Here is a 22,026-nt window from a genome sequence, read left to right on the forward strand (position 1 = left end):
ATGGCCGGCCCGACGCAGGACTTCTGGCAGCAGCGTTTCGAATCCGGGCAGACGCCCTGGGACCGGGGTGCACCGCATCCGCAGCTGCAGCTGTGGCTGGACCAGGGCTTGCTGACCCCCGAGCATGCGGTGCTGGTGCCCGGCTGCGGACGCGGCCATGAGCTGCTGCAACTGGGCCAGGCCGGCATCGCGGTCACCGGGCTGGACTATGCGCCGGCGGCCGTGGCGCTGGCGCGCGAGCGCCTGGGCACGCTGCCGGGTCGGGTCGAGCAGGCCGATGTCTTGCAGTGGCAGCCCGCCGCACCGGTGGACCGGGTCTATGAGCAGACTTGTTTGTGTGCGCTGCATCCCGATCAGTGGCGCGCCTATGCCGATCAGCTGCAGCGCTGGCTCAAGCCCGGCGGCCTGCTGCTGGCGCTGTTCATGCAGGCGCGGCGCGAATCGGCGGGCCAGGGCTTCGTCGAAGGCCCGCCCTATCACGGCGATATCAACGCGATGCGCGCGCTGTTCCCGGCCGAGCGCTGGCAGTGGCCGGCACCGCCCTATACGGCGGTCGCCCATGGCCAGGGCTGGGCCGAGCTGCCGGTGGTGCTCACCAGGATTTAGACCGGCACCGCCGTCGTGTTCTTGACACGGTCCAGCACAAAGCTGGTCTTGCAGTCCTGCACGCTGGGATGCTTCAGCAGGGTCTCGGTGATGAAGCGGGCGTAATGCGCCATGTCCTGCACCAGCACGCGCAGCAGATAGTCCATCTCGCCGGTCAGGGCCGCACACTCGACGACCTCGGGCCAGGTCTGCACCGCCGCACGGAACAGATCCATCGGATTGCGCTTGTGGCTCTCGGTATGCTTTTCCAGCCGGACGTTGATATAGGCGGTCAGCGCCAGGCCCACCGCCTCGGGCCGCACCAGGGCCACATAGGCCGAGATCGCGCCCGACTCCTCCAGCCGCCGCACCCGGCGCAGCACGGCCGAGGCCGACAGATTGACCTGGGCGGCCAGCGCGTCATAGGTGACGCGGCCGTCGAGCTGCAGCGCCCGCAATATGCGCCGGTCTATCGCATCGAGCTGGGATCCGTTTTCCATAGCCCGGATTTTTGCAGGATTTCGGCGCGCCGTAAGAGTTCAGCGCCGAAACTAGCAGGAATCCTGCGCCCGCTCGAGCCTACAGTCTTGATCCATCGCAAGGCATACGCAGGAGACCCCGCCATGGCAGCATTCACCCCCTGGGACAACCCGATGGGCACCGACGGCTTCGAGTTCATCGAGTTCGCCGCCCCCGATCCGACCGCTTTGGGCCAGCTCTTCGAGACCATGGGCTTCACCGCCGTGGCCAAGCACCGCCACAAGAACGTGACGCTGTACCGCCAGGGTGGCGTGAACTTCATCATCAACGCCGAGAGCGACAGCTTCGCCCAGCGCTTCGCGCGCCTGCACGGCCCGTCGATCTGCGCGATCGCCTTCCGCGTCAAGGACGCCGCCCAGGCCTACAAGCGCGCGCTGGAACTGGGCGCCTGGGGCTTTGACAACAAGGCCGGCCCGATGGAGCTGAACATCCCGGCGATCAAGGGCATCGGCGACTCGCTGATCTACTTCGTCGACCGCTGGCAGGGCAAGAACGGTGCGCCCACCGGTGCGATCGGCAATATCAGCATCTACGACGTCGACTTCGTGCCGCTGCTGGACGCGGCCGGGCAGCCGGTCGATGCCAACCCGGTCGGCCACGGCCTGACCTATATCGACCACCTGACCCACAATGTGTTCCGCGGCCGCATGAAGGAATGGGCCGAGTTCTACGAGCGCTTCTTCAATTTCCGCGAGGTGCGCTACTTCGACATCGAGGGCAAGCTGACCGGGCTGAAGAGCAAGGCCATGACCAGCCCCTGCGGCAAGATCCGCATCCCGATCAACGAGAGCAGCGACGACAAGAGCCAGATCGCCGAGTATCTAGACCTCTATCACGGCGAAGGCATCCAGCACGTCGCGATGGGCAGCGACGACATCTACAAGACCGTCGAAGGCATGCGCGGTACCGGCGTGCAGTTCCAGGACACCATTGGCACCTACTTCGACCTGATCGACAAGCGCCTGCCGGGCCATGGCGAAAACGTCGAGGAACTGCGCCGCCTGAAGATCCTGATCGACGGCGCCGCCCATCTGGACGCGCCCAACGAGTTGCTGCTGCAGATCTTCACCAAGGAGGTGATCGGCCCGATCTTCTTCGAGCTGATTCAGCGCAAGGGCAATGAGGGCTTCGGCGAGGGCAACTTCAAGGCTTTGTTCGAGAGCATCGAACTGGACCAGATCCGCCGCGGCGTGCTCAAGGCCGAGGCCTGAAGTCAGCGGCGCTCAGCTCGCCCAGCACCTCATCGAGTACCGCGCCGTCAAAGGCCAGCCGGAGATGGCCGACACCGGGCTTGTAACGAGCCTCGGCGTCGGCCAGCACGGCGGTGCCGGCCGGGCAGACGATCTGGTCGCAGTTGCTGTAGTAGCAGATGAAGCGCTGACGGAATTGGGGCGCCTCCTGAGCGGCCAGTTCCTGCAGCCAGGCGCTGCCGCGCCGCATCTGGCGGGCGTTGGTGGCCGATGAGAAATTGGCCATCAAGGTGCCGGCATGCGGGCTGCCCAGCGTGACGATGCGGTGCAGGCGGGCGGTATCGCCGCCATGGCGGCGCCACCAGGCCCGCACCGCCAGCCCGCCCATGCTGTGGGCAACGATCAGCGGCGGCCGACCGGTCGCCTGCGCCAGGCGGCGTACCGCCACCTCGATGGCGTCCGCATAGGCGTCGATCGAACCGAAGGCCGGCTCCATGCTCAGCGCCAGATAGGCATGGCCGCGCTGCCGCAGCCGCGGCAGCCAGTGATTCCACAAGCCCCGGTTGCAGGTATAGCCATGCAGCAGCAGCACGCCGCGCGGGGCTTGCGCCGACGCGCTCGGCGGCGGCAGATGATCGGGCAGGCACCGCTCCGCGAAGGGCTGCTGGACACCGAACACCCACTCGCAGGTCCAGAACTCGGCCCACCAGGCGCGCAGCAGCTGCAGCGCGCCTGGCGCCGTGGTCGCGCTCGCGTTGATGCGCAGCAAGAGGCCGAAATTCAGCGCCATCACCAGGCCATAGAACCAGAACAGCAGCAGGCCGGTCGAGATCGCCAGCACCGGCCCGCGTGGCCACAGCCACAGCAGCGCGCCCAGGGCCAGTAGCAGGCGCAGCATCATTTGAAAACGTTGGATACGAGCATTCATCTCGGCATCATCGCCGATGGGCCGGCACGCATCGCCCGGCACAATCGCCGCTTACCGCCCCAGATCACGCCACCAGCCGCCCATGCCCACCGAGACCGCCAGCCAAGCCCAGCGGATCCTGAACCATCTGCAGATCGTCAGCGCACAGCTGGCCTTGCGGGCGGCCTCGCCGCCGCTGCAGACCAAGGTTCAGGCGCTCAAGCGCTATCAGCAGGCACGCTTCGAGCGCAGCTATGCCGATCTGCTGCAAAGCCCGCGCTATGCCGGCGCCGCCCGCTTTTTCCTCGAAGAGCTGTACGGCCCGGGTGACTTCAGCCGGCGCGATGCCCAGTTCGCGCGTGTCGTGCCGGCCCTGGTCAGGCTGTTCCCGGCCGAAGTGGTGACCACGGTGGAGCAGCTGGCCCAGTTGCACGGCCTGTCCGAGCAGCTCGACACGCGGATGGCCCAGCAATTGGACAGTCCGGCGCTGGACCGGGCCGCCTATATCGGCGCCTGGCAGGCCTCGGCCCGCCCGGCCGAGCGAGAGCAGCAGATCGCGCTGACGCTGGCCATCGGACGGGCCATGGAGGGCTTTACGCGCAAGCCGCTGCTGCGCCAGGCCTTGCGCATGATGCGCGGGCCGGCGGCGGCGGCCGGCCTGTCGGAGCTGCAGCACTTTCTCGAGAACGGCTTCGATACCTTCAAGGCCATGCAGGGCGCGCAGGAGTTTCTGGACATCGTGCGGCGCCGGGAACAAGCCCTCGCCGACGCGCTGTATGCACCCGATGCGCTGGCGCGGCTGGCGGCTTGTCCCCCAGGTGACGAGTCACTAGGGCAATTACCCTAGCCCTCGCCCCCCTGCGCAGCCGAGTATCAGTCACCGCAAACAAGGTCGTCCCCACGCAGGGACGCGAAGGAGACAACGGTGCAAGATTTGGCGACCAAGCCCTGGCTGAAGAGCTACCCGGAGGGCGTGCCGGCGGAGATCCGTGTGGACGCGTACAAGTCGCTGGTTGAGCTGCTGGAAGAGGCTTTCCGCAAACACGCCGATCGCGATGCGGCGGTCTGCATGGATCAGCGCCTGCGCTTTGGCGAGGTCAACGAGCTGTCTCAGGCGCTGGGGGCCTGGCTGCAGTCCAAAGGCCTGGAGCGCGGCGCGCGCGTCGCCATCATGATGCCCAATGTGCTGCAGTACATGGTGGCGATCGCCGCCATTCTGCGCGCCGGCTATACGGTGGTGAACGTCAATCCGCTGTACACGCCGCGTGAGCTCGAACATCAGCTGAAGGACTCGGGCGCGCAAGCCATCATCGTGCTGGAGAACTTCGCGACGACCTTGGAAGAAGTCATCGAGCGCACCCCGGTGCGCCATGTGCTGCTGACCGGGCTCGGCGATATGCTGAACTGGTGGCGCGGGCCGCTGATCAACTTTGCGGTGCGCCATGTGAAGAAGATGGTGCCCGAGTTCCGCTTGCCCACTGAGCCAGGGCGCAGCGTGACCCGCTTCAATCGCGCGCTGGAAGAAGGCTCGCGCATGAATCTGTCGCGGGTCGATGTGGGGCCGGACGACGTCGCCTTTCTGCAATACACCGGCGGCACGACCGGCCTGTCCAAAGGCGCGACCTTGCTGCACCGCAATGTGGTGGCCAATATCCTGCAGGCCGAGGCTTGGTTCGCGCCGATGATGGCCAAGCTCGGCAACAAGCCGATGACCTCGGTCTGCGCGCTGCCGCTGTATCACATCTTCGCGCTGACGGCCTGCTATATGCTCGGCGCCCGCCTGGGGATGACGAATCTGCTGATTCCCAATCCGCGCGACATCCCCGGCTTCATCCGCACCCTGCAAAGCTACAAGGTGAATATGTTCCCGGCGGTCAACACCCTGTTCAACGCGCTGGCCAATGAACCGGCTTTTGCCCGGCTGGACTTCAGTGAGCTGGTGATCTCCAACGGCGGCGGCATGGCGGTGCAGCAGGCCACGGCCGAGAAGTGGCTGAAGATCACAGGCTGTCCGGTGGTCGAGGGCTACGGCCTGTCGGAGACGGCCCCGGTGGCGACCATCAACCGCATGGATCTGCACGATTTCAATGGCTCGATCGGCTTGCCCGTGCCCTCGACCGAGATCGCGATCCGCGATGACGACGGGCAGGACATGCCGCTGGGCGAGCGTGGCGAGATCTGCATCCGCGGGCCGCAGGTGATGGCCGGCTACTGGAACCGCCCGGACGAGACCGCCAACGTGATGTACGCGGACGGCTTCTTCAAGAGCGGGGATATCGGCGTGATGGATGCCGACGGCTATATCCGCATCGTCGACCGCAAGAAGGACATGATTCTGGTGTCCGGTTTCAATGTCTATCCGACCGAGATCGAGCAGGTCGTCAATATGCATCCGGGTGTGCTGGAATGCGCGGCGGTCGGCATCCCCGATTCGCGCTCCGGGGAGACGGTCAAGCTCTATGTCGTCAAGCAAGACCCGGCCCTGGCCGAAGAGGATCTGAGTGCTTTCTGCCATCAGCAACTGACGGCCTACAAGCGGCCCAAGTACATCGAGTTCCGCGACGAGTTGCCTAAGAGCAATGTCGGCAAGATCCTGCGGCGTGAGTTGCGTACAGCGGCCTGATGACTGCAGAGTTGGGCAATCCTCGCTCGCTCCCTCCCGGCTTGCAACTCATCGAGCGGGGCTGGCTGTCGTCCAACTCGGTGCTGTTGGGCGGGGACGAGCGCGGCGCGGTCCTGATCGACAGTGGCTACTGCACGCATGCGCAACAGACGGCGGCCTTGCTGGCTGCAGCCCTGGCGGCCGATGCGCCCGGCAGACCGCTACGCCTGATCGTCAATACCCACCTGCATTCCGACCACTGCGGCGGCAACGCACATCTGCAGGCACTGCACCACTGCCCGATCTGGATCCCCCCCGGTGACTTTGAGGCGGCCAAGCATTGGGACGAAGCCAAACTCAGCTACGAGGCGACCGGCCAGCAATGCCCTCGGTTCGCACCCACCCGAGCCCTCGCGCCCGGTGAGCGGCTACGGCAGGCCGGAAGGGACTGGGAAGTTCACGCCGCGCCCGGTCATGATCCTCACTCCATCATCCTGTTCGAGCCGGAATCGCAATTACTGATCTCGGCCGATGCGCTGTGGGAGCGAGGCTTCGGAATTGTCTTCCCCGAGATCGATGGCATAGACGCTTTTGACGAGGTCCAGGCCACGCTCGAGTTGATCGAATCCTTGAATCCCGCACTGGTCATCCCAGGTCACGGTGCGCTGTTCGACGACGTCGCCGCCGCGCTGAGCGAGGCACGTTCGCGCCTGGCATTCTTCCGGCAACGCCCCGACCGTCATGCGCGCCATGCGGCGAAGGCCTTGATCATGTTCCATCTGCTGGAGGCCACCAACCAAGCTCAGCAACTTCTGCTGGACTGGCTGATGGTGACGCCGATTCATAGCAAGCTATGGCAGGGGTATTTCCAGTCACAGAGCCTGCAGGCCTGGAGTATCGAGTTGATCGATGAGTTGCTGAAGAGCGGCGCGATACGGCGGCGTGACGGACAACTGCAGCCCACATAAGCTGACCAAACCCCCAAAGCAAAAACCCCCGCCTCTTGAGAGGCGGGGGTTTCTGGGGATATTAGCCTGACGATGACCTACTTTCACACGGGAATCCGCACTATCATCGGCGCTGAGTCATTTCACTGTCCTGTTCGGGATGGGAAGGAGTGGGACCAACTCGCTATGGTCATCAGGCTTAACTGGTTGGCTTGCTGTTCTTTGGTGAACAACAGGCCCAATTTGTAGAGCTGCGCAGTATACCAAGATTTGGTGTACTGCGCGTCGAATCAGCTTTGATTTTGATTGCGTTCAATTCAGACTTCTGAAGAACAGCATAACTTGTGTTTACTCAACCTGTTCTCTTTGACAGCCAAGCTTTTAAAAGCTCAAGCACAATCAAAGTTATAGGGTCAAGCCTCACGGGCAATTAGTACTGGTTAGCTTAACGCATTACTGCGCTTCCACACCCAGCCTATCAACGTCCTGGTCTCGAACGACCCTTCAGGGGGCTCAAGGCCCCGGCAAGACTCATCTTGAGACGAGTTTCCCGCTTAGATGCTTTCAGCGGTTATCTCTTCCGCACTTAGCTACTCGGCGATGCCACTGGCGTGACAACCGATACACCAGAGGTGCGTCCACTCCGGTCCTCTCGTACTAGGAGCAGGCTCTCTCAATCTTGCAGCGCCCACGGAAGATAGGGACCAAACTGTCTCACGACGTTTTAAACCCAGCTCACGTACCTCTTTAAATGGCGAACAGCCATACCCTTGGGACCGGCTACAGCCCCAGGATGAGATGAGCCGACATCGAGGTGCCAAACACCGCCGTCGATATGAACTCTTGGGCGGTATCAGCCTGTTATCCCCAGAGTACCTTTTATCCGTTGAGCGATGGCCCTTCCATACAGAACCACCGGATCACTTTGTCCTACTTTCGTACCTGCTCGACTTGTCAGTCTCGCAGTCAAGCACGCTTATGCCAATGCACTATCAACACGATTTCCGACCGTATTTAGCGTACCTTCGAACTCCTCCGTTACACTTTGGGAGGAGACCGCCCCAGTCAAACTGCCCACCATACACTGTCCCCATCCCGGATAACGGGACAAGGTTAGAACCTCAAACACACCAGGGTGGTATTTCAACGTTGGCTCCATAGAAACTAGCGTCCCTACTTCAAAGCCTCCCACCTATCCTACACAGATCTGTTCAAAGTCCAATGTAAAGCTACAGTAAAGGTTCATGGGGTCTTTCCGTCTTTCCGCGGGGAGATTGCATCATCACAAACATTTCAACTTCGCTGAGTCTCTGGAGGAGACAGTGTGGCCATCGTTACGCCATTCGTGCAGGTCGGAACTTACCCGACAAGGAATTTCGCTACCTTAGGACCGTTATAGTTACGGCCGCCGTTTACTGGGACTTCAGTCAAGAGCTTGCACCCCATCATTTAATCTTCCAGCACCGGGCAGGCGTCACACCCTATACGTCGACTTTCGTCTTTGCAGAGTGCTGTGTTTTTAATAAACAGTCGCAGCCACCGATTCTCTGCGGCCTCATTTAGCTCCCCAAGTAAATGGTTCACTGACTAGAGGCACACCTTCTTCCGAAGTTACGGTGTCAATTTGCCGAGTTCCTTCTCCAGAGTTCTCTCAAGCGCCTTAGAATACTCATCTCGCGCACCAGTGTCGGTTTGCGGTACGGTCAATCTGTAACTGAAGCTTAGTGGCTTTTCCTGGAAGCAGGGTATCACTCACTTCGTCTGCAAGCAGACTCGTTATCACGCCTCATCTAAGCTCTCCGGATTTGCCTAAAGAGCACGACTACACGCTTGAACCGGGACATCCAACACCCGGCTGAGCTAACCTTCTCCGTCCCCACATCGCATTACAGATCGGTACAGGAATATTTACCTGTTTCCCATCAGCTACGCATCTCTGCCTCGCCTTAGGGGCCGACTCACCCTACGCCGATGAACGTTGCGTAGGAAACCTTGCGCTTTCGGCGAGGGGGCTTTTCACCCCCTTTAACGCTACTCATGTCAGCATTCGCACTTCTGATACCTCCAGCAGGCTTCACAACCCACCTTCACAGGCTTACAGAACGCTCTCCTACCACGTGCAATAAATTGCACATCCGCAGCTTCGGTAACTGGCTTAGCCCCGTTACATCTTCCGCGCAGGACGACTCGATCAGTGAGCTATTACGCTTTCTTTAAATGATGGCTGCTTCTAAGCCAACATCCTGACTGTTTTAGCCTTCCCACTTCGTTTCCCACTTAGCCAATTTTGGGGACCTTAGCTGGCGGTCTGGGTTGTTTCCCTCTTGAGTCCGGACGTTAGCACCCGGTGCTCTGTCTCCCAAGCTGTACTCATCGGTATTCGGAGTTTGCAATGGTTTGGTAAGTCGCCATGACCCCCTAGCCATAACAGTGCTCTACCCCCGATGGTAATACTTGAGGCACTACCTAAATAGTTTTCGGAGAGAACCAGCTATTTCCAAGTTTGTTTAGCCTTTCACCCCTATCCACAGCTCATCCGCTAATTTTGCAACATTAGTCGGTTCGGACCTCCAGCACCTGTTACGGTACCTTCATCCTGGCCATGGATAGATCACTTGGTTTCGGGTCTACACCCAGCGACTAATTCGCCCTATTCGGACTCGATTTCTCTACGGCTTCCCTATTCGGTTAACCTCGCCACTGAATGTAAGTCGCTGACCCATTATACAAAAGGTACGCAGTCACCCTTGCGGGCTCCTACTTTTTGTATGCATGCGGTTTCAGGATCTATTTCACTCCCCTCCCGGGGTTCTTTTCGCCTTTCCCTCACGGTACTAGTTCACTATCGGTCGATTACGAGTATTTAGCCTTGGAGGATGGTCCCCCCATATTCAGACAGGATTTCACGTGTCCCGCCCTACTCTATTTGCGCTTAGTTCCACAATCAACATTTTTCATACGGGGCTATCACCCGCTATGGCCGGACTTTCCATTCCGTTCTGATATGCCAACTGCTAAAACGCAAGGGCTACTCCGATTTCGCTCGCCACTACTTTCGGAATCTCGGTTGATGTCTTTTCCTCGAGCTACTGAGATGTTTCAGTTCACCCGGTTCGCCACGCATACCTATGTATTCAGTATGCGTTACCCCTCGCGGGGTGGGTTTCCCCATTCGGAAATCTCCGGATCAAAGCTAATTTGCCAGCTCCCCGAAGCTTATCGCAGGCTATCACGTCCTTCGTCGCCTGTAATCGCCTAGGCATCCACCACATGCACTTAGTCACTTGACCCTATAACTTTGACAGCGCTGACTGCACTGTCGGTCAAGAACTCGTACAGACCCGTTTCATCGGTCCATACGTTATTGAGTATTCACGCGTTACGCCGTTCTTCATACCTAAACAATTTCTTGCTCAGTTGAAGTCTATGTTGACGCAATCAAAATGCTACTAGCGGCACGGTGCTCAATCCCCTTTACGAGATCTCGCTTTCCGCTAGCAGCGCTGATTCGACTCTACAAATTGTTAAAGAACAACAGCCAATATTGACTGACAAACCACAACAACCCCCTCGCCTTGCGGCAACTTGGATGCTTTGGTTTGTCAACCAGATCGTTCAGAGTGAATGGTGGAGGATGACGGGATCGAACCGACGACCCCCTGCTTGCAAAGCAGGTGCTCTCCCAGCTGAGCTAATCCCCCGGGATCTTTTCAAATCCGTGGTGGGTCTGGCTGGATTCGAACCAGCGACCCCCGCCTTATCAAGACGGTGCTCTAACCGACTGAGCTACAGACCCACGCGTTATTTCGCATGGCCCGTCTCAGTCTCGCTTGCCCCGTCTCTCACTGACCAGGCCAGCTCGGCAGGCTCACGCTTTATTCACTCTTGCAGTTGAATTACAGCCGATAAGTGTGGGCGCTTAAAAATGAGTCATGTGGATCTCGCTCATGCTCAGTCACAAGTGACTCAACCGTGGCTCGATCTCTTCTAGAAAGGAGGTGATCCAGCCGCACCTTCCGATACGGCTACCTTGTTACGACTTCACCCCAGTCACGAACCCTGCCGTGGTAATCGCCCTCCTTGCGGTTAGGCTAACTACTTCTGGCAGAACCCGCTCCCATGGTGTGACGGGCGGTGTGTACAAGACCCGGGAACGTATTCACCGCGGCAAGCTGATCCGCGATTACTAGCGATTCCGACTTCACGCAGTCGAGTTGCAGACTACGATCCGGACTACGACCGGTTTTCTGGGATTAGCTCCCCCTCGCGGGTTGGCAGCCCTCTGTACCGGCCATTGTATGACGTGTGTAGCCCTACCCATAAGGGCCATGATGACCTGACGTCATCCCCACCTTCCTCCGGTTTGTCACCGGCAGTCTCATTAGAGTGCCCTTTCGTAGCAACTAATGACAAGGGTTGCGCTCGTTGCGGGACTTAACCCAACATCTCACGACACGAGCTGACGACGGCCATGCAGCACCTGTGTTCTGATTCTCTTTCGAGCACTCCCAAATCTCTTCAGGATCTCAGACATGTCAAGGGTAGGTAAGGTTTTTCGCGTTGCATCGAATTAAACCACATCATCCACCGCTTGTGCGGGTCCCCGTCAATTCCTTTGAGTTTCAACCTTGCGGCCGTACTCCCCAGGCGGTCAACTTCACGCGTTAGCTACGTTACTGAGAAGAAACCCTCCCAACAACCAGTTGACATCGTTTAGGGCGTGGACTACCAGGGTATCTAATCCTGTTTGCTCCCCACGCTTTCGTGCATGAGCGTCAGTACAGGTCCAGGGGATTGCCTTCGCCATCGGTGTTCCTCCGCATATCTACGCATTTCACTGCTACACGCGGAATTCCATCCCCCTCTACCGTACTCTAGCCATGCAGTCACAAATGCAGTTCCCAGGTTGAGCCCGGGGATTTCACATCTGTCTTGCATAACCGCCTGCGCACGCTTTACGCCCAGTAATTCCGATTAACGCTTGCACCCTACGTATTACCGCGGCTGCTGGCACGTAGTTAGCCGGTGCTTATTCTTCAGGTACCGTCATTACCCCAGGGTATTAGCCCAGAGCGTTTCTTCCCTGACAAAAGCGGTTTACAACCCGAAGGCCTTCTTCCCGCACGCGGCATGGCTGGATCAGACTTGCGTCCATTGTCCAAAATTCCCCACTGCTGCCTCCCGTAGGAGTCTGGGCCGTGTCTCAGTCCCAGTGTGGCTGGTCGTCCTCTCAGACCAGCTACAGATCGTCGCCTTGGTGGGCTTTTACCCCGCCAACTAGCTAATCTGATATCGGCCGCTCCAATTGCGCGAGGTCTTGCGATCCCCCGCTTTCACCCTCAGGTCGTATGCGGTATTAGCTGCTCTTTCGAGCAGTTATCCCCCACAACTGGGCACGTTCCGATATATTACTCACCCGTTCGCCACTCGTCAGCTTAACCTGTTACCGTTCGACTTGCATGTGTAAGGCATGCCGCCAGCGTTCAATCTGAGCCAGGATCAAACTCTACAGTTCGATCTTGATTTACTCAACGGAATCGACTTAAACCATTTGCATAGTTCAAATCTATTTTCCGTGAGCGTTTAAAGTCTAAGAGACTTGATACTCGTCACCGAGCATCAAAACTCACCTTCAAACGCCCACGCTTATCGGCTGTGAATTATTAAAGAACTTCAAACAATCTACTCAAAACCCACCGGGCTTCTTTCCCTTGTCTGGCACCGATCAGTGATCAGCACAGAAGCGAGATTATTGACGCTTTTCTTACTAGTGTCAACACCTATTTGCTTCGCTTCGCAGCGCGCCGACTTTGCTGGCGGCATCCGCAAATACAAGCACTGCACTCAATGCTTGTATCTGCCGACGCAGATAGAAACGCCCAGTCGGGTGACTGGGCGCCTCGAATATTAGCCTGACGATGACCTACTTTCACACGGGAATCCGCACTATCATCGGCGCTGAGTCATTTCACTGTCCTGTTCGGGATGGGAAGGAGTGGGACCAACTCGCTATGGTCATCAGGCTTAACTGGTTGGCTTGCTGTTCTTTGGTGAACAACAGGCCCAATTTGTAGAGCTGCGCAGTATACCAAGATTTGGTGTACTGCGCGTCGAATCAGCTTTGATTTTGATTGCGTTCAATTCAGACTTCTGAAGAACAGCATAACTTGTGTTTACTCAACCTGTTCTCTTTGACAGCCAAGCTTTTAAAAGCTCAAGCACAATCAAAGTTATAGGGTCAAGCCTCACGGGCAATTAGTACTGGTTAGCTTAACGCATTACTGCGCTTCCACACCCAGCCTATCAACGTCCTGGTCTCGAACGACCCTTCAGGGGGCTCAAGGCCCCGGCAAGACTCATCTTGAGACGAGTTTCCCGCTTAGATGCTTTCAGCGGTTATCTCTTCCGCACTTAGCTACTCGGCGATGCCACTGGCGTGACAACCGATACACCAGAGGTGCGTCCACTCCGGTCCTCTCGTACTAGGAGCAGGCTCTCTCAATCTTGCAGCGCCCACGGAAGATAGGGACCAAACTGTCTCACGACGTTTTAAACCCAGCTCACGTACCTCTTTAAATGGCGAACAGCCATACCCTTGGGACCGGCTACAGCCCCAGGATGAGATGAGCCGACATCGAGGTGCCAAACACCGCCGTCGATATGAACTCTTGGGCGGTATCAGCCTGTTATCCCCAGAGTACCTTTTATCCGTTGAGCGATGGCCCTTCCATACAGAACCACCGGATCACTTTGTCCTACTTTCGTACCTGCTCGACTTGTCAGTCTCGCAGTCAAGCACGCTTATGCCAATGCACTATCAACACGATTTCCGACCGTATTTAGCGTACCTTCGAACTCCTCCGTTACACTTTGGGAGGAGACCGCCCCAGTCAAACTGCCCACCATACACTGTCCCCATCCCGGATAACGGGACAAGGTTAGAACCTCAAACACACCAGGGTGGTATTTCAACGTTGGCTCCATAGAAACTAGCGTCCCTACTTCAAAGCCTCCCACCTATCCTACACAGATCTGTTCAAAGTCCAATGTAAAGCTACAGTAAAGGTTCATGGGGTCTTTCCGTCTTTCCGCGGGGAGATTGCATCATCACAAACATTTCAACTTCGCTGAGTCTCTGGAGGAGACAGTGTGGCCATCGTTACGCCATTCGTGCAGGTCGGAACTTACCCGACAAGGAATTTCGCTACCTTAGGACCGTTATAGTTACGGCCGCCGTTTACTGGGACTTCAGTCAAGAGCTTGCACCCCATCATTTAATCTTCCAGCACCGGGCAGGCGTCACACCCTATACGTCGACTTTCGTCTTTGCAGAGTGCTGTGTTTTTAATAAACAGTCGCAGCCACCGATTCTCTGCGGCCTCATTTAGCTCCCCAAGTAAATGGTTCACTGACTAGAGGCACACCTTCTTCCGAAGTTACGGTGTCAATTTGCCGAGTTCCTTCTCCAGAGTTCTCTCAAGCGCCTTAGAATACTCATCTCGCGCACCAGTGTCGGTTTGCGGTACGGTCAATCTGTAACTGAAGCTTAGTGGCTTTTCCTGGAAGCAGGGTATCACTCACTTCGTCTGCAAGCAGACTCGTTATCACGCCTCATCTAAGCTCTCCGGATTTGCCTAAAGAGCACGACTACACGCTTGAACCGGGACATCCAACACCCGGCTGAGCTAACCTTCTCCGTCCCCACATCGCATTACAGATCGGTACAGGAATATTTACCTGTTTCCCATCAGCTACGCATCTCTGCCTCGCCTTAGGGGCCGACTCACCCTACGCCGATGAACGTTGCGTAGGAAACCTTGCGCTTTCGGCGAGGGGGCTTTTCACCCCCTTTAACGCTACTCATGTCAGCATTCGCACTTCTGATACCTCCAGCAGGCTTCACAACCCACCTTCACAGGCTTACAGAACGCTCTCCTACCACGTGCAATAAATTGCACATCCGCAGCTTCGGTAACTGGCTTAGCCCCGTTACATCTTCCGCGCAGGACGACTCGATCAGTGAGCTATTACGCTTTCTTTAAATGATGGCTGCTTCTAAGCCAACATCCTGACTGTTTTAGCCTTCCCACTTCGTTTCCCACTTAGCCAATTTTGGGGACCTTAGCTGGCGGTCTGGGTTGTTTCCCTCTTGAGTCCGGACGTTAGCACCCGGTGCTCTGTCTCCCAAGCTGTACTCATCGGTATTCGGAGTTTGCAATGGTTTGGTAAGTCGCCATGACCCCCTAGCCATAACAGTGCTCTACCCCCGATGGTAATACTTGAGGCACTACCTAAATAGTTTTCGGAGAGAACCAGCTATTTCCAAGTTTGTTTAGCCTTTCACCCCTATCCACAGCTCATCCGCTAATTTTGCAACATTAGTCGGTTCGGACCTCCAGCACCTGTTACGGTACCTTCATCCTGGCCATGGATAGATCACTTGGTTTCGGGTCTACACCCAGCGACTAATTCGCCCTATTCGGACTCGATTTCTCTACGGCTTCCCTATTCGGTTAACCTCGCCACTGAATGTAAGTCGCTGACCCATTATACAAAAGGTACGCAGTCACCCTTGCGGGCTCCTACTTTTTGTATGCATGCGGTTTCAGGATCTATTTCACTCCCCTCCCGGGGTTCTTTTCGCCTTTCCCTCACGGTACTAGTTCACTATCGGTCGATTACGAGTATTTAGCCTTGGAGGATGGTCCCCCCATATTCAGACAGGATTTCACGTGTCCCGCCCTACTCTATTTGCGCTTAGTTCCACAATCAACATTTTTCATACGGGGCTATCACCCGCTATGGCCGGACTTTCCATTCCGTTCTGATATGCCAACTGCTAAAACGCAAGGGCTACTCCGATTTCGCTCGCCACTACTTTCGGAATCTCGGTTGATGTCTTTTCCTCGAGCTACTGAGATGTTTCAGTTCACCCGGTTCGCCACGCATACCTATGTATTCAGTATGCGTTACCCCTCGCGGGGTGGGTTTCCCCATTCGGAAATCTCCGGATCAAAGCTAATTTGCCAGCTCCCCGAAGCTTATCGCAGGCTATCACGTCCTTCGTCGCCTGTAATCGCCTAGGCATCCACCACATGCACTTAGTCACTTGACCCTATAACTTTGACAGCGCTGACTGCACTGTCGGTCAAGAACTCGTACAGACCCGTTTCATCGGTCCATACGTTATTGAGTATTCACGCGTTACGCCGTTCTTCATACCTAAACAATTTCTTGCTCAGTTGAAGTCTATGTTGACGCAATCAAAATGCTACTAGCGGCACGGTGCTCAATCCCCTTTACGAGATCTCGCTTTCCGCTAGCAGCGCTGATTCGACTCTACAAATTGTTAAAGAACAACAGCCAATATTGACTGACAAACCACAACAACCCCCTCGCCTTGCGGCAACTTGGATGCTTTGGTTTGTCAACCAGATCGTTCAGAGTGAATGGTGGAGGATGACGGGATCGAACCGACGACCCCCTGCTTGCAAAGCAGGTGCTCTCCCAGCTGAGCTAATCCCCCGGGATCTTTTCAAATCCGTGGTGGGTCTGGCTGGATTCGAACCAGCGACCCCCGCCTTATCAAGACGGTGCTCTAACCGACTGAGCTACAGACCCACGCGTTATTTCGCATGGCCCGTCTCAGTCTCGCTTGCCCCGTCTCTCACTGACCAGGCCAGCTCGGCAGGCTCACGCTTTATTCACTCTTGCAGTTGAATTACAGCCGATAAGTGTGGGCGCTTAAAAATGAGTCATGTGGATCTCGCTCATGCTCAGTCACAAGTGACTCAACCGTGGCTCGATCTCTTCTAGAAAGGAGGTGATCCAGCCGCACCTTCCGATACGGCTACCTTGTTACGACTTCACCCCAGTCACGAACCCTGCCGTGGTAATCGCCCTCCTTGCGGTTAGGCTAACTACTTCTGGCAGAACCCGCTCCCATGGTGTGACGGGCGGTGTGTACAAGACCCGGGAACGTATTCACCGCGGCAAGCTGATCCGCGATTACTAGCGATTCCGACTTCACGCAGTCGAGTTGCAGACTACGATCCGGACTACGACCGGTTTTCTGGGATTAGCTCCCCCTCGCGGGTTGGCAGCCCTCTGTACCGGCCATTGTATGACGTGTGTAGCCCTACCCATAAGGGCCATGATGACCTGACGTCATCCCCACCTTCCTCCGGTTTGTCACCGGCAGTCTCATTAGAGTGCCCTTTCGTAGCAACTAATGACAAGGGTTGCGCTCGTTGCGGGACTTAACCCAACATCTCACGACACGAGCTGACGACGGCCATGCAGCACCTGTGTTCTGATTCTCTTTCGAGCACTCCCAAATCTCTTCAGGATCTCAGACATGTCAAGGGTAGGTAAGGTTTTTCGCGTTGCATCGAATTAAACCACATCATCCACCGCTTGTGCGGGTCCCCGTCAATTCCTTTGAGTTTCAACCTTGCGGCCGTACTCCCCAGGCGGTCAACTTCACGCGTTAGCTACGTTACTGAGAAGAAACCCTCCCAACAACCAGTTGACATCGTTTAGGGCGTGGACTACCAGGGTATCTAATCCTGTTTGCTCCCCACGCTTTCGTGCATGAGCGTCAGTACAGGTCCAGGGGATTGCCTTCGCCATCGGTGTTCCTCCGCATATCTACGCATTTCACTGCTACACGCGGAATTCCATCCCCCTCTACCGTACTCTAGCCATGCAGTCACAAATGCAGTTCCCAGGTTGAGCCCGGGGATTTCACATCTGTCTTGCATAACCGCCTGCGCACGCTTTACGCCCAGTAATTCCGATTAACGCTTGCACCCTACGTATTACCGCGGCTGCTGGCACGTAGTTAGCCGGTGCTTATTCTTCAGGTACCGTCATTACCCCAGGGTATTAGCCCAGAGCGTTTCTTCCCTGACAAAAGCGGTTTACAACCCGAAGGCCTTCTTCCCGCACGCGGCATGGCTGGATCAGACTTGCGTCCATTGTCCAAAATTCCCCACTGCTGCCTCCCGTAGGAGTCTGGGCCGTGTCTCAGTCCCAGTGTGGCTGGTCGTCCTCTCAGACCAGCTACAGATCGTCGCCTTGGTGGGCTTTTACCCCGCCAACTAGCTAATCTGATATCGGCCGCTCCAATTGCGCGAGGTCTTGCGATCCCCCGCTTTCACCCTCAGGTCGTATGCGGTATTAGCTGCTCTTTCGAGCAGTTATCCCCCACAACTGGGCACGTTCCGATATATTACTCACCCGTTCGCCACTCGTCAGCTTAACCTGTTACCGTTCGACTTGCATGTGTAAGGCATGCCGCCAGCGTTCAATCTGAGCCAGGATCAAACTCTACAGTTCGATCTTGATTTACTCAACGGAATCGACTTAAACCATTTGCATAGTTCAAATCTATTTTCCGTGAGCGTTTAAAGTCTAAGAGACTTGATACTCGTCACCGAGCATCAAAACTCACCTTCAAACGCCCACGCTTATCGGCTGTGAATTATTAAAGAACTTCAAACAACCTACTCAAAACCCACCGGGCTTCTTTCCCTTGTCTGGCACCGATCAGTGATCAGCACAGAAGCGAGATTATGACTTGTTTTCCTCAAACTCGTCAAGTGCTTTCAAACATTTTGTTTTCAGCAATCTTGCTTTCTTCACCGCCTACCCGCTTTGCTTCAGACTTTCGTCTCAAACAAATTTGCTAGCAGCGAAGCCCTCGACTGTAGCACAGGTTTTTTAGGGCTTGCAAGTACTCGGCGGCAATTTCTTGTGAAGCGAGTACCAACGGCGGCTTGCTACTACTGCATCAGGTGAGACAGCTTGCTCGCCGAGAAGGCGAGATCCGCGGCGCGCTGCGGATCTTCGCTGCTCAGTACCTCGGGTAGTGCAGCGGCCAGACGCGCCGCGTCGGCCCTGAGGATGCGTTGCTTGACCGAGGGGATCTGCGAGGGGTGCATAGAGAAATTGCGCAAGCCCATCGCCAGCAGCAAATCGGTGAAGGCAGCGTCGCCCGCCATCTCGCCACAGACACTGACCGATTTGCCGGCTGCTGTCGCCTGCGCAATCGAGGTCGAGATCAGCTGCAGCACCGCCGGGTGCCAGGGGTCGTAGAGATGGGCCACCGCCTCATCGGCCCGGTCGATGGCCAGCGTGTACTGGATCAGGTCGTTGGTGCCGATGGATACAAAGTCCACATGGCGCAGCAGCAGCGGCAGCATGACGGCAGCGGCCGGTATCTCGATCATCACGCCGATATCGACTCGCGTGAACGCTTGGCCGGCATCCGTCAGCTGCTGCTGCACCCGTTTGACGGCCTCCAGCACCTGGCGAATCTCGCCCAGGTGCGCCACCATCGGAATCAGCAGGCGCAGCTTGCCGTAAGCGCTAGCGCGATAGATGGCGCGCAGCTGCTGCCTAAACATACTGGGCTCGGCCAAACTCCAGCGGATCGCCCGCAAACCCATCGCCGGGTTCAGCACATGCTCATGCCGGAGCTCGCTGGCCGACATCCGGTCCAGCGGCTTGTCGGCCCCAATGTCCACCGTGCGAATCGTCACGGGCATGCCGCGCATCGCCTCGACCGCCGCACGGTAGGCCTCGAACTGCTCATCCTCGCCGGGCAGTTCGCCCTCTCTATTCATGAACAGGAACTCGCTGCGGAACAGCCCAACGCCGGTGGCGCCCGCCTCGACGGCTGCCGGCGCATCGGCCGGCAATTCGATATTGGCCTGCAACTCGACCCGCTCGCCGTCCAGAGTGACGGCCGGCGTGTGCCGCAGCCGCGCCAGCCGGGCACGCTCCAGCTCGCTCTGGCGCTGCCGGAAGCGGTACTCTTCCAGCACGATGGGTGACGGATCGACGATCACCGCACCGGCATCGCCGTCGATGATGACCCAGTCGTCCTGGCGAATCAGGCGCGAAGCCTCGCGCGTGCCGACCACCGCCGGGATGTCCATGCTGCGCGCGACGATGGCCGTGTGCGAGGTCTTGCCGCCGATGTCGGTGATGAAGCCGTGGAACACGCTGCGCTTGAACTGCATCATGTCGGCAGGCGCGATATCGGCCGCCACCAGCAGCAGCGGGTCCTCGCCGGCAAAGTCGCGCTGCACAACGCTGGCCGCACCGCCCGCCTTGCCCTGCTGGCGCGCCAGCACGCCCAGGATGCGCTCGACCACCTGCTCCAGATCGGCCTTGCGCTCACGCAGGTAGTCGTCCTCCATCTCGTCGAACTGGCGTGCCAGCACCTCGAGCTGGGCCGACAGCGCCCACTCGGCGTTGTAGTGCCGCTCGATGATCCATTGCTTGGTGGCGCCGGTCAGCGCCTCGTCGTGCATCAGCATCAGATGCACATCCAGCAAGGCCGCCAGCTCATGCGGCGCATCGTCAGGCAGATCCCGCTTGAGCGTCTCGAGCTCCTGCGCGACCTCGTCGCGCGCGCGCATGCAACGCTGGATCTCGCTCTCGACACTGGCCGCATCGATGAAGTAATGCGCCACATCGACGCGGCTGGATGCCACCAGCACGGCGCGGCCGATCGCCACACCGCGTGAGACAGGAATGCCGAAGACCTGAAAGCTCATGCGTCGACTGTAGCAGCGAGGAAGCGGGTCACGGATTCGTCATTCGATCGTCACCGGCGCGTCACTGCCAGGCCCGAGCATGGGGCTCGTCAACCAACGACGAGGCCATCCATGAGGGATCTTCCGCTGCCCACCCTGCCCTTCTCGGATCTGCGCCCGCCCCTGGCGGAACGGAGGTCACTTCCACTGGAGCCGCAAGCTTCTGCACGGGCTCGCCTGGACGTGGCCTGGGCGCGCACGGAAGACGAAGTCCGCGAAGCACAGCGCCTGAGGTACCAGGTCTTCGTCGATGAGATGGGCGCCCGGCTGAGCGTCCCCAAGGGCGCGCCGGCCGGCCATGACATCGATATGTTCGACCCCTTCTGCGAACACCTGCTGGTACGTACCGTCGAAGCCGACGGCCGCCCCGGCCCGGTCATCGGCACCTACCGGGTGCTGACCCCGGCGGCGGCCAAGCGTGCCGGCGGTCTCTACAGCGAGACCGAGTTCGACCTGACCCGTTTGCGCGGACTGCGCTCGCGCATGGTGGAGCTGGGCCGTTCCTGCGTGCACCCCGAGCACCGCTCCGGCGGCGCCATCATGGCGCTGTGGGGCGCTTTGGCCGAGTTCATGGTGCGCAATGAACTGGACACGATGATTGGCTGCGCCAGCGTAAGCATGCGGGACGGCGGCCACTATGCCGCAGCGCTGTGGAAACAGCTGGAGCAAAGCCATCTGGCCGGCATCGAGTGGCAGGTGCGGCCACGTCTGCCCTTGCCGGTCGAGGAGCTGCACCGCAGCGAGACGGTGGCCGAGGCGCCGCCGCTGATCAAGGGCTATCTGCGTTGTGGCGCCCGCATCCTCGGTGCGCCGGCCTGGGATCCGGACTTCAACACCGCCGACCTGCCGATGATGATGCGCATCGCCGACCTGCCGGCGCGCTATCGTCGACACTTCCTCGGCTGATCCGGGACGAGCCGGAGGGCCTTACTGCCCTTCGCCGAACTTGTCGTTCACCAGCGCGGTGATCGCCTCCTGGGCGGCCTGCTCGTCGGGGCCTTCGACCTCCAGCTCGACCTGCGACCCCATGCCGGCCGCCAGCATCATGACCCCCATGATGCTCTTGGCGTTAACGCGGCGGCCGTTGCGGCTCATGAACACTTCACATTGAAAACCGCCTGCCAGCTTGGTCAGCTTGGCCGAGGCGCGGGCATGCAAGCCCAGTTTGTTGCTGATGGTGAGGGTCGATTTGAGCATCGGCACTAGCTAGTCTTGTCGTTGATGGGTTCGGGCGCATGGCCCAGCACAATGCCCTTGGATCCGCCCTCGCTGGCGCGCTCGACCAAGGCGTCGATCGGCTCGGCCGCATAGCACAGCGAACGCCACAGCATCGGCACATTGACGCCGGCGATCACCCGCACATGGCCCTGCACATCCAGCAGCCGCTGGGCCGCATTGCAGGGCGTGGCACCGAACACATCGGTCAGCACCAGCGAGTCCTCATGCCCGGCGGCGGCCAGCAGCGCGCGCGCCTGGGCCTCCACCGCCTCGACCGACATCTCCGGCGTCACATCCAGCACCGCGAGCTGGGGCGCGCAGTTGGGGAAGGTGTGCTCGGCTACCGCCTTGAGGGCGGAAGCCAGAGGGGAATGGGCAATCAGCAGGAGGCCGGACATAGCCCCATTATCAGGGCTTCGCCGGCAGCGGG

11 protein-coding genes, 4 tRNA genes and 6 rRNA genes are annotated in these 22,026 nt (G+C 58.3%); 6 read left to right on the forward strand and 15 right to left on the reverse strand.

Annotated features, from left to right (window positions below):
• Positions 1-606, forward strand: a complete 606-nt coding sequence (locus O5M90_RS12820; RefSeq protein ID WP_269841349.1) for a methyltransferase domain-containing protein — start codon at positions 1-3, stop codon at positions 604-606.
• Here the strand turns inward: O5M90_RS12820 and O5M90_RS12825 are convergent.
• On the reverse strand, positions 603-1,085 hold the full coding sequence (locus tag O5M90_RS12825; RefSeq protein WP_137944751.1) for an Lrp/AsnC family transcriptional regulator: 483 nt from the start codon (positions 1,083-1,085) through the stop codon (positions 603-605). The two genes, O5M90_RS12820 and O5M90_RS12825, sit on opposite strands and share 4 nt — an antisense overlap.
• Before the next feature lie 123 nt (positions 1,086-1,208).
• Between O5M90_RS12825 and hppD the strand changes: the two genes are divergently transcribed.
• Positions 1,209-2,336, forward strand: coding sequence for a 4-hydroxyphenylpyruvate dioxygenase (gene hppD, locus O5M90_RS12830; RefSeq protein ID WP_269841350.1), 1,128 nt, complete (start codon positions 1,209-1,211; stop codon positions 2,334-2,336).
• Here hppD and O5M90_RS12835 read toward each other — a convergent pair.
• A complete protein-coding gene (locus O5M90_RS12835; protein ID WP_269841351.1) occupies positions 2,320-3,243 on the reverse strand; it encodes an esterase/lipase family protein in 924 nt (307 codons plus the stop codon). The two genes, hppD and O5M90_RS12835, sit on opposite strands and share 17 nt — an antisense overlap.
• Positions 3,244-3,325: 82 nt before the next feature.
• On the opposite strand from O5M90_RS12835, the gene O5M90_RS12840 reads away from it, so the two are divergent.
• From O5M90_RS12840 to O5M90_RS12850, 3 genes are all read left to right on the forward strand, one after another.
• Positions 3,326-4,069 carry an FFLEELY motif protein gene (locus O5M90_RS12840; protein ID WP_269841352.1) on the forward strand — a complete coding sequence of 248 codons (744 nt, stop codon included), beginning with the start codon at positions 3,326-3,328 and terminating at the stop codon, positions 4,067-4,069.
• 87 nt (positions 4,070-4,156) lie between these two features.
• Entirely contained in the window at positions 4,157-5,845 is a 1,689-nt protein-coding gene (locus O5M90_RS12845) for a long-chain-fatty-acid--CoA ligase (RefSeq protein WP_269841362.1), read from the forward strand.
• Positions 5,845-6,792, forward strand: coding sequence for an MBL fold metallo-hydrolase (locus O5M90_RS12850; RefSeq protein ID WP_440402070.1), 948 nt, complete (start codon positions 5,845-5,847; stop codon positions 6,790-6,792). Before O5M90_RS12845 ends, O5M90_RS12850 begins: the two co-directional genes overlap by 1 nt.
• Positions 6,793-6,856: 64 nt before the next feature.
• Here the strand turns inward: O5M90_RS12850 and rrf (O5M90_RS12855) are convergent.
• The 11 genes from rrf (O5M90_RS12855) to ptsP all read right to left on the reverse strand — a co-directional run bounded on the left by rrf (O5M90_RS12855) (position 6,857) and on the right by ptsP (position 20,339).
• Positions 6,857-6,969 (reverse strand): 5S ribosomal RNA (rrf, locus tag O5M90_RS12855).
• Positions 6,970-7,180: 211 nt separating this feature from the next.
• Positions 7,181-10,061, reverse strand: a 23S ribosomal RNA gene (locus O5M90_RS12860).
• A 335-nt stretch (positions 10,062-10,396) separates the two neighbouring features.
• Positions 10,397-10,472, reverse strand: a tRNA-Ala gene (locus O5M90_RS12865).
• Between the two features lie 18 nt (positions 10,473-10,490).
• Positions 10,491-10,567: transfer RNA gene (locus O5M90_RS12870), tRNA-Ile, on the reverse strand.
• A 195-nt stretch (positions 10,568-10,762) separates the two neighbouring features.
• A 16S ribosomal RNA gene (locus tag O5M90_RS12875) occupies positions 10,763-12,286 on the reverse strand.
• 395 nt (positions 12,287-12,681) lie between these two features.
• Positions 12,682-12,794: ribosomal RNA gene (gene rrf, locus O5M90_RS12880) — 5S ribosomal RNA — on the reverse strand.
• 211 nt (positions 12,795-13,005) lie between these two features.
• Positions 13,006-15,886 (reverse strand): 23S ribosomal RNA (locus tag O5M90_RS12885).
• 335 nt (positions 15,887-16,221) lie between these two features.
• Positions 16,222-16,297: transfer RNA gene (locus tag O5M90_RS12890), tRNA-Ala, on the reverse strand.
• 18 nt (positions 16,298-16,315) lie between these two features.
• Positions 16,316-16,392: transfer RNA gene (locus O5M90_RS12895), tRNA-Ile, on the reverse strand.
• Positions 16,393-16,587: 195 nt separating this feature from the next.
• Positions 16,588-18,111 (reverse strand): 16S ribosomal RNA (locus O5M90_RS12900).
• The 16S, 23S and 5S rRNA genes sit together here with 4 tRNA genes alongside, the layout of an rRNA operon.
• Before the next feature lie 446 nt (positions 18,112-18,557).
• Positions 18,558-20,339: a phosphoenolpyruvate--protein phosphotransferase gene (ptsP, locus tag O5M90_RS12905; protein WP_137944124.1), complete on the reverse strand. Its 1,782-nt coding sequence runs from the start codon at positions 20,337-20,339 to the stop codon at positions 18,558-18,560.
• Positions 20,340-20,450: 111 nt separating this feature from the next.
• Here ptsP and O5M90_RS12910 point away from each other — a divergent pair, with 111 nt between their 5' ends.
• Entirely contained in the window at positions 20,451-21,284 is an 834-nt protein-coding gene (locus O5M90_RS12910) for a GNAT family N-acetyltransferase (protein ID WP_269839074.1), read from the forward strand.
• A 21-nt stretch (positions 21,285-21,305) separates the two neighbouring features.
• Here O5M90_RS12910 and O5M90_RS12915 read toward each other — a convergent pair whose 3' ends face one another.
• Together O5M90_RS12915 and O5M90_RS12920 are read right to left on the reverse strand one after the other, a co-directional pair.
• Positions 21,306-21,575 (reverse strand): HPr family phosphocarrier protein, encoded by a 270-nt coding sequence (locus O5M90_RS12915; protein WP_137944126.1) that lies wholly within the window; start codon positions 21,573-21,575, stop codon positions 21,306-21,308.
• 5 nt (positions 21,576-21,580) lie between these two features.
• A complete protein-coding gene (locus O5M90_RS12920) occupies positions 21,581-21,994 on the reverse strand; it encodes a PTS sugar transporter subunit IIA (protein ID WP_137944127.1) in 414 nt (137 codons plus the stop codon).
• Positions 21,995-22,026: the final 32 nt, after the last annotated feature.

It is taken from the genome of Paucibacter sp. M5-1 (assembly GCF_027498415.2).
In the GTDB taxonomy this organism is placed as follows: Bacteria; Pseudomonadota; Gammaproteobacteria; order Burkholderiales; family Burkholderiaceae_C; genus Roseateles_E.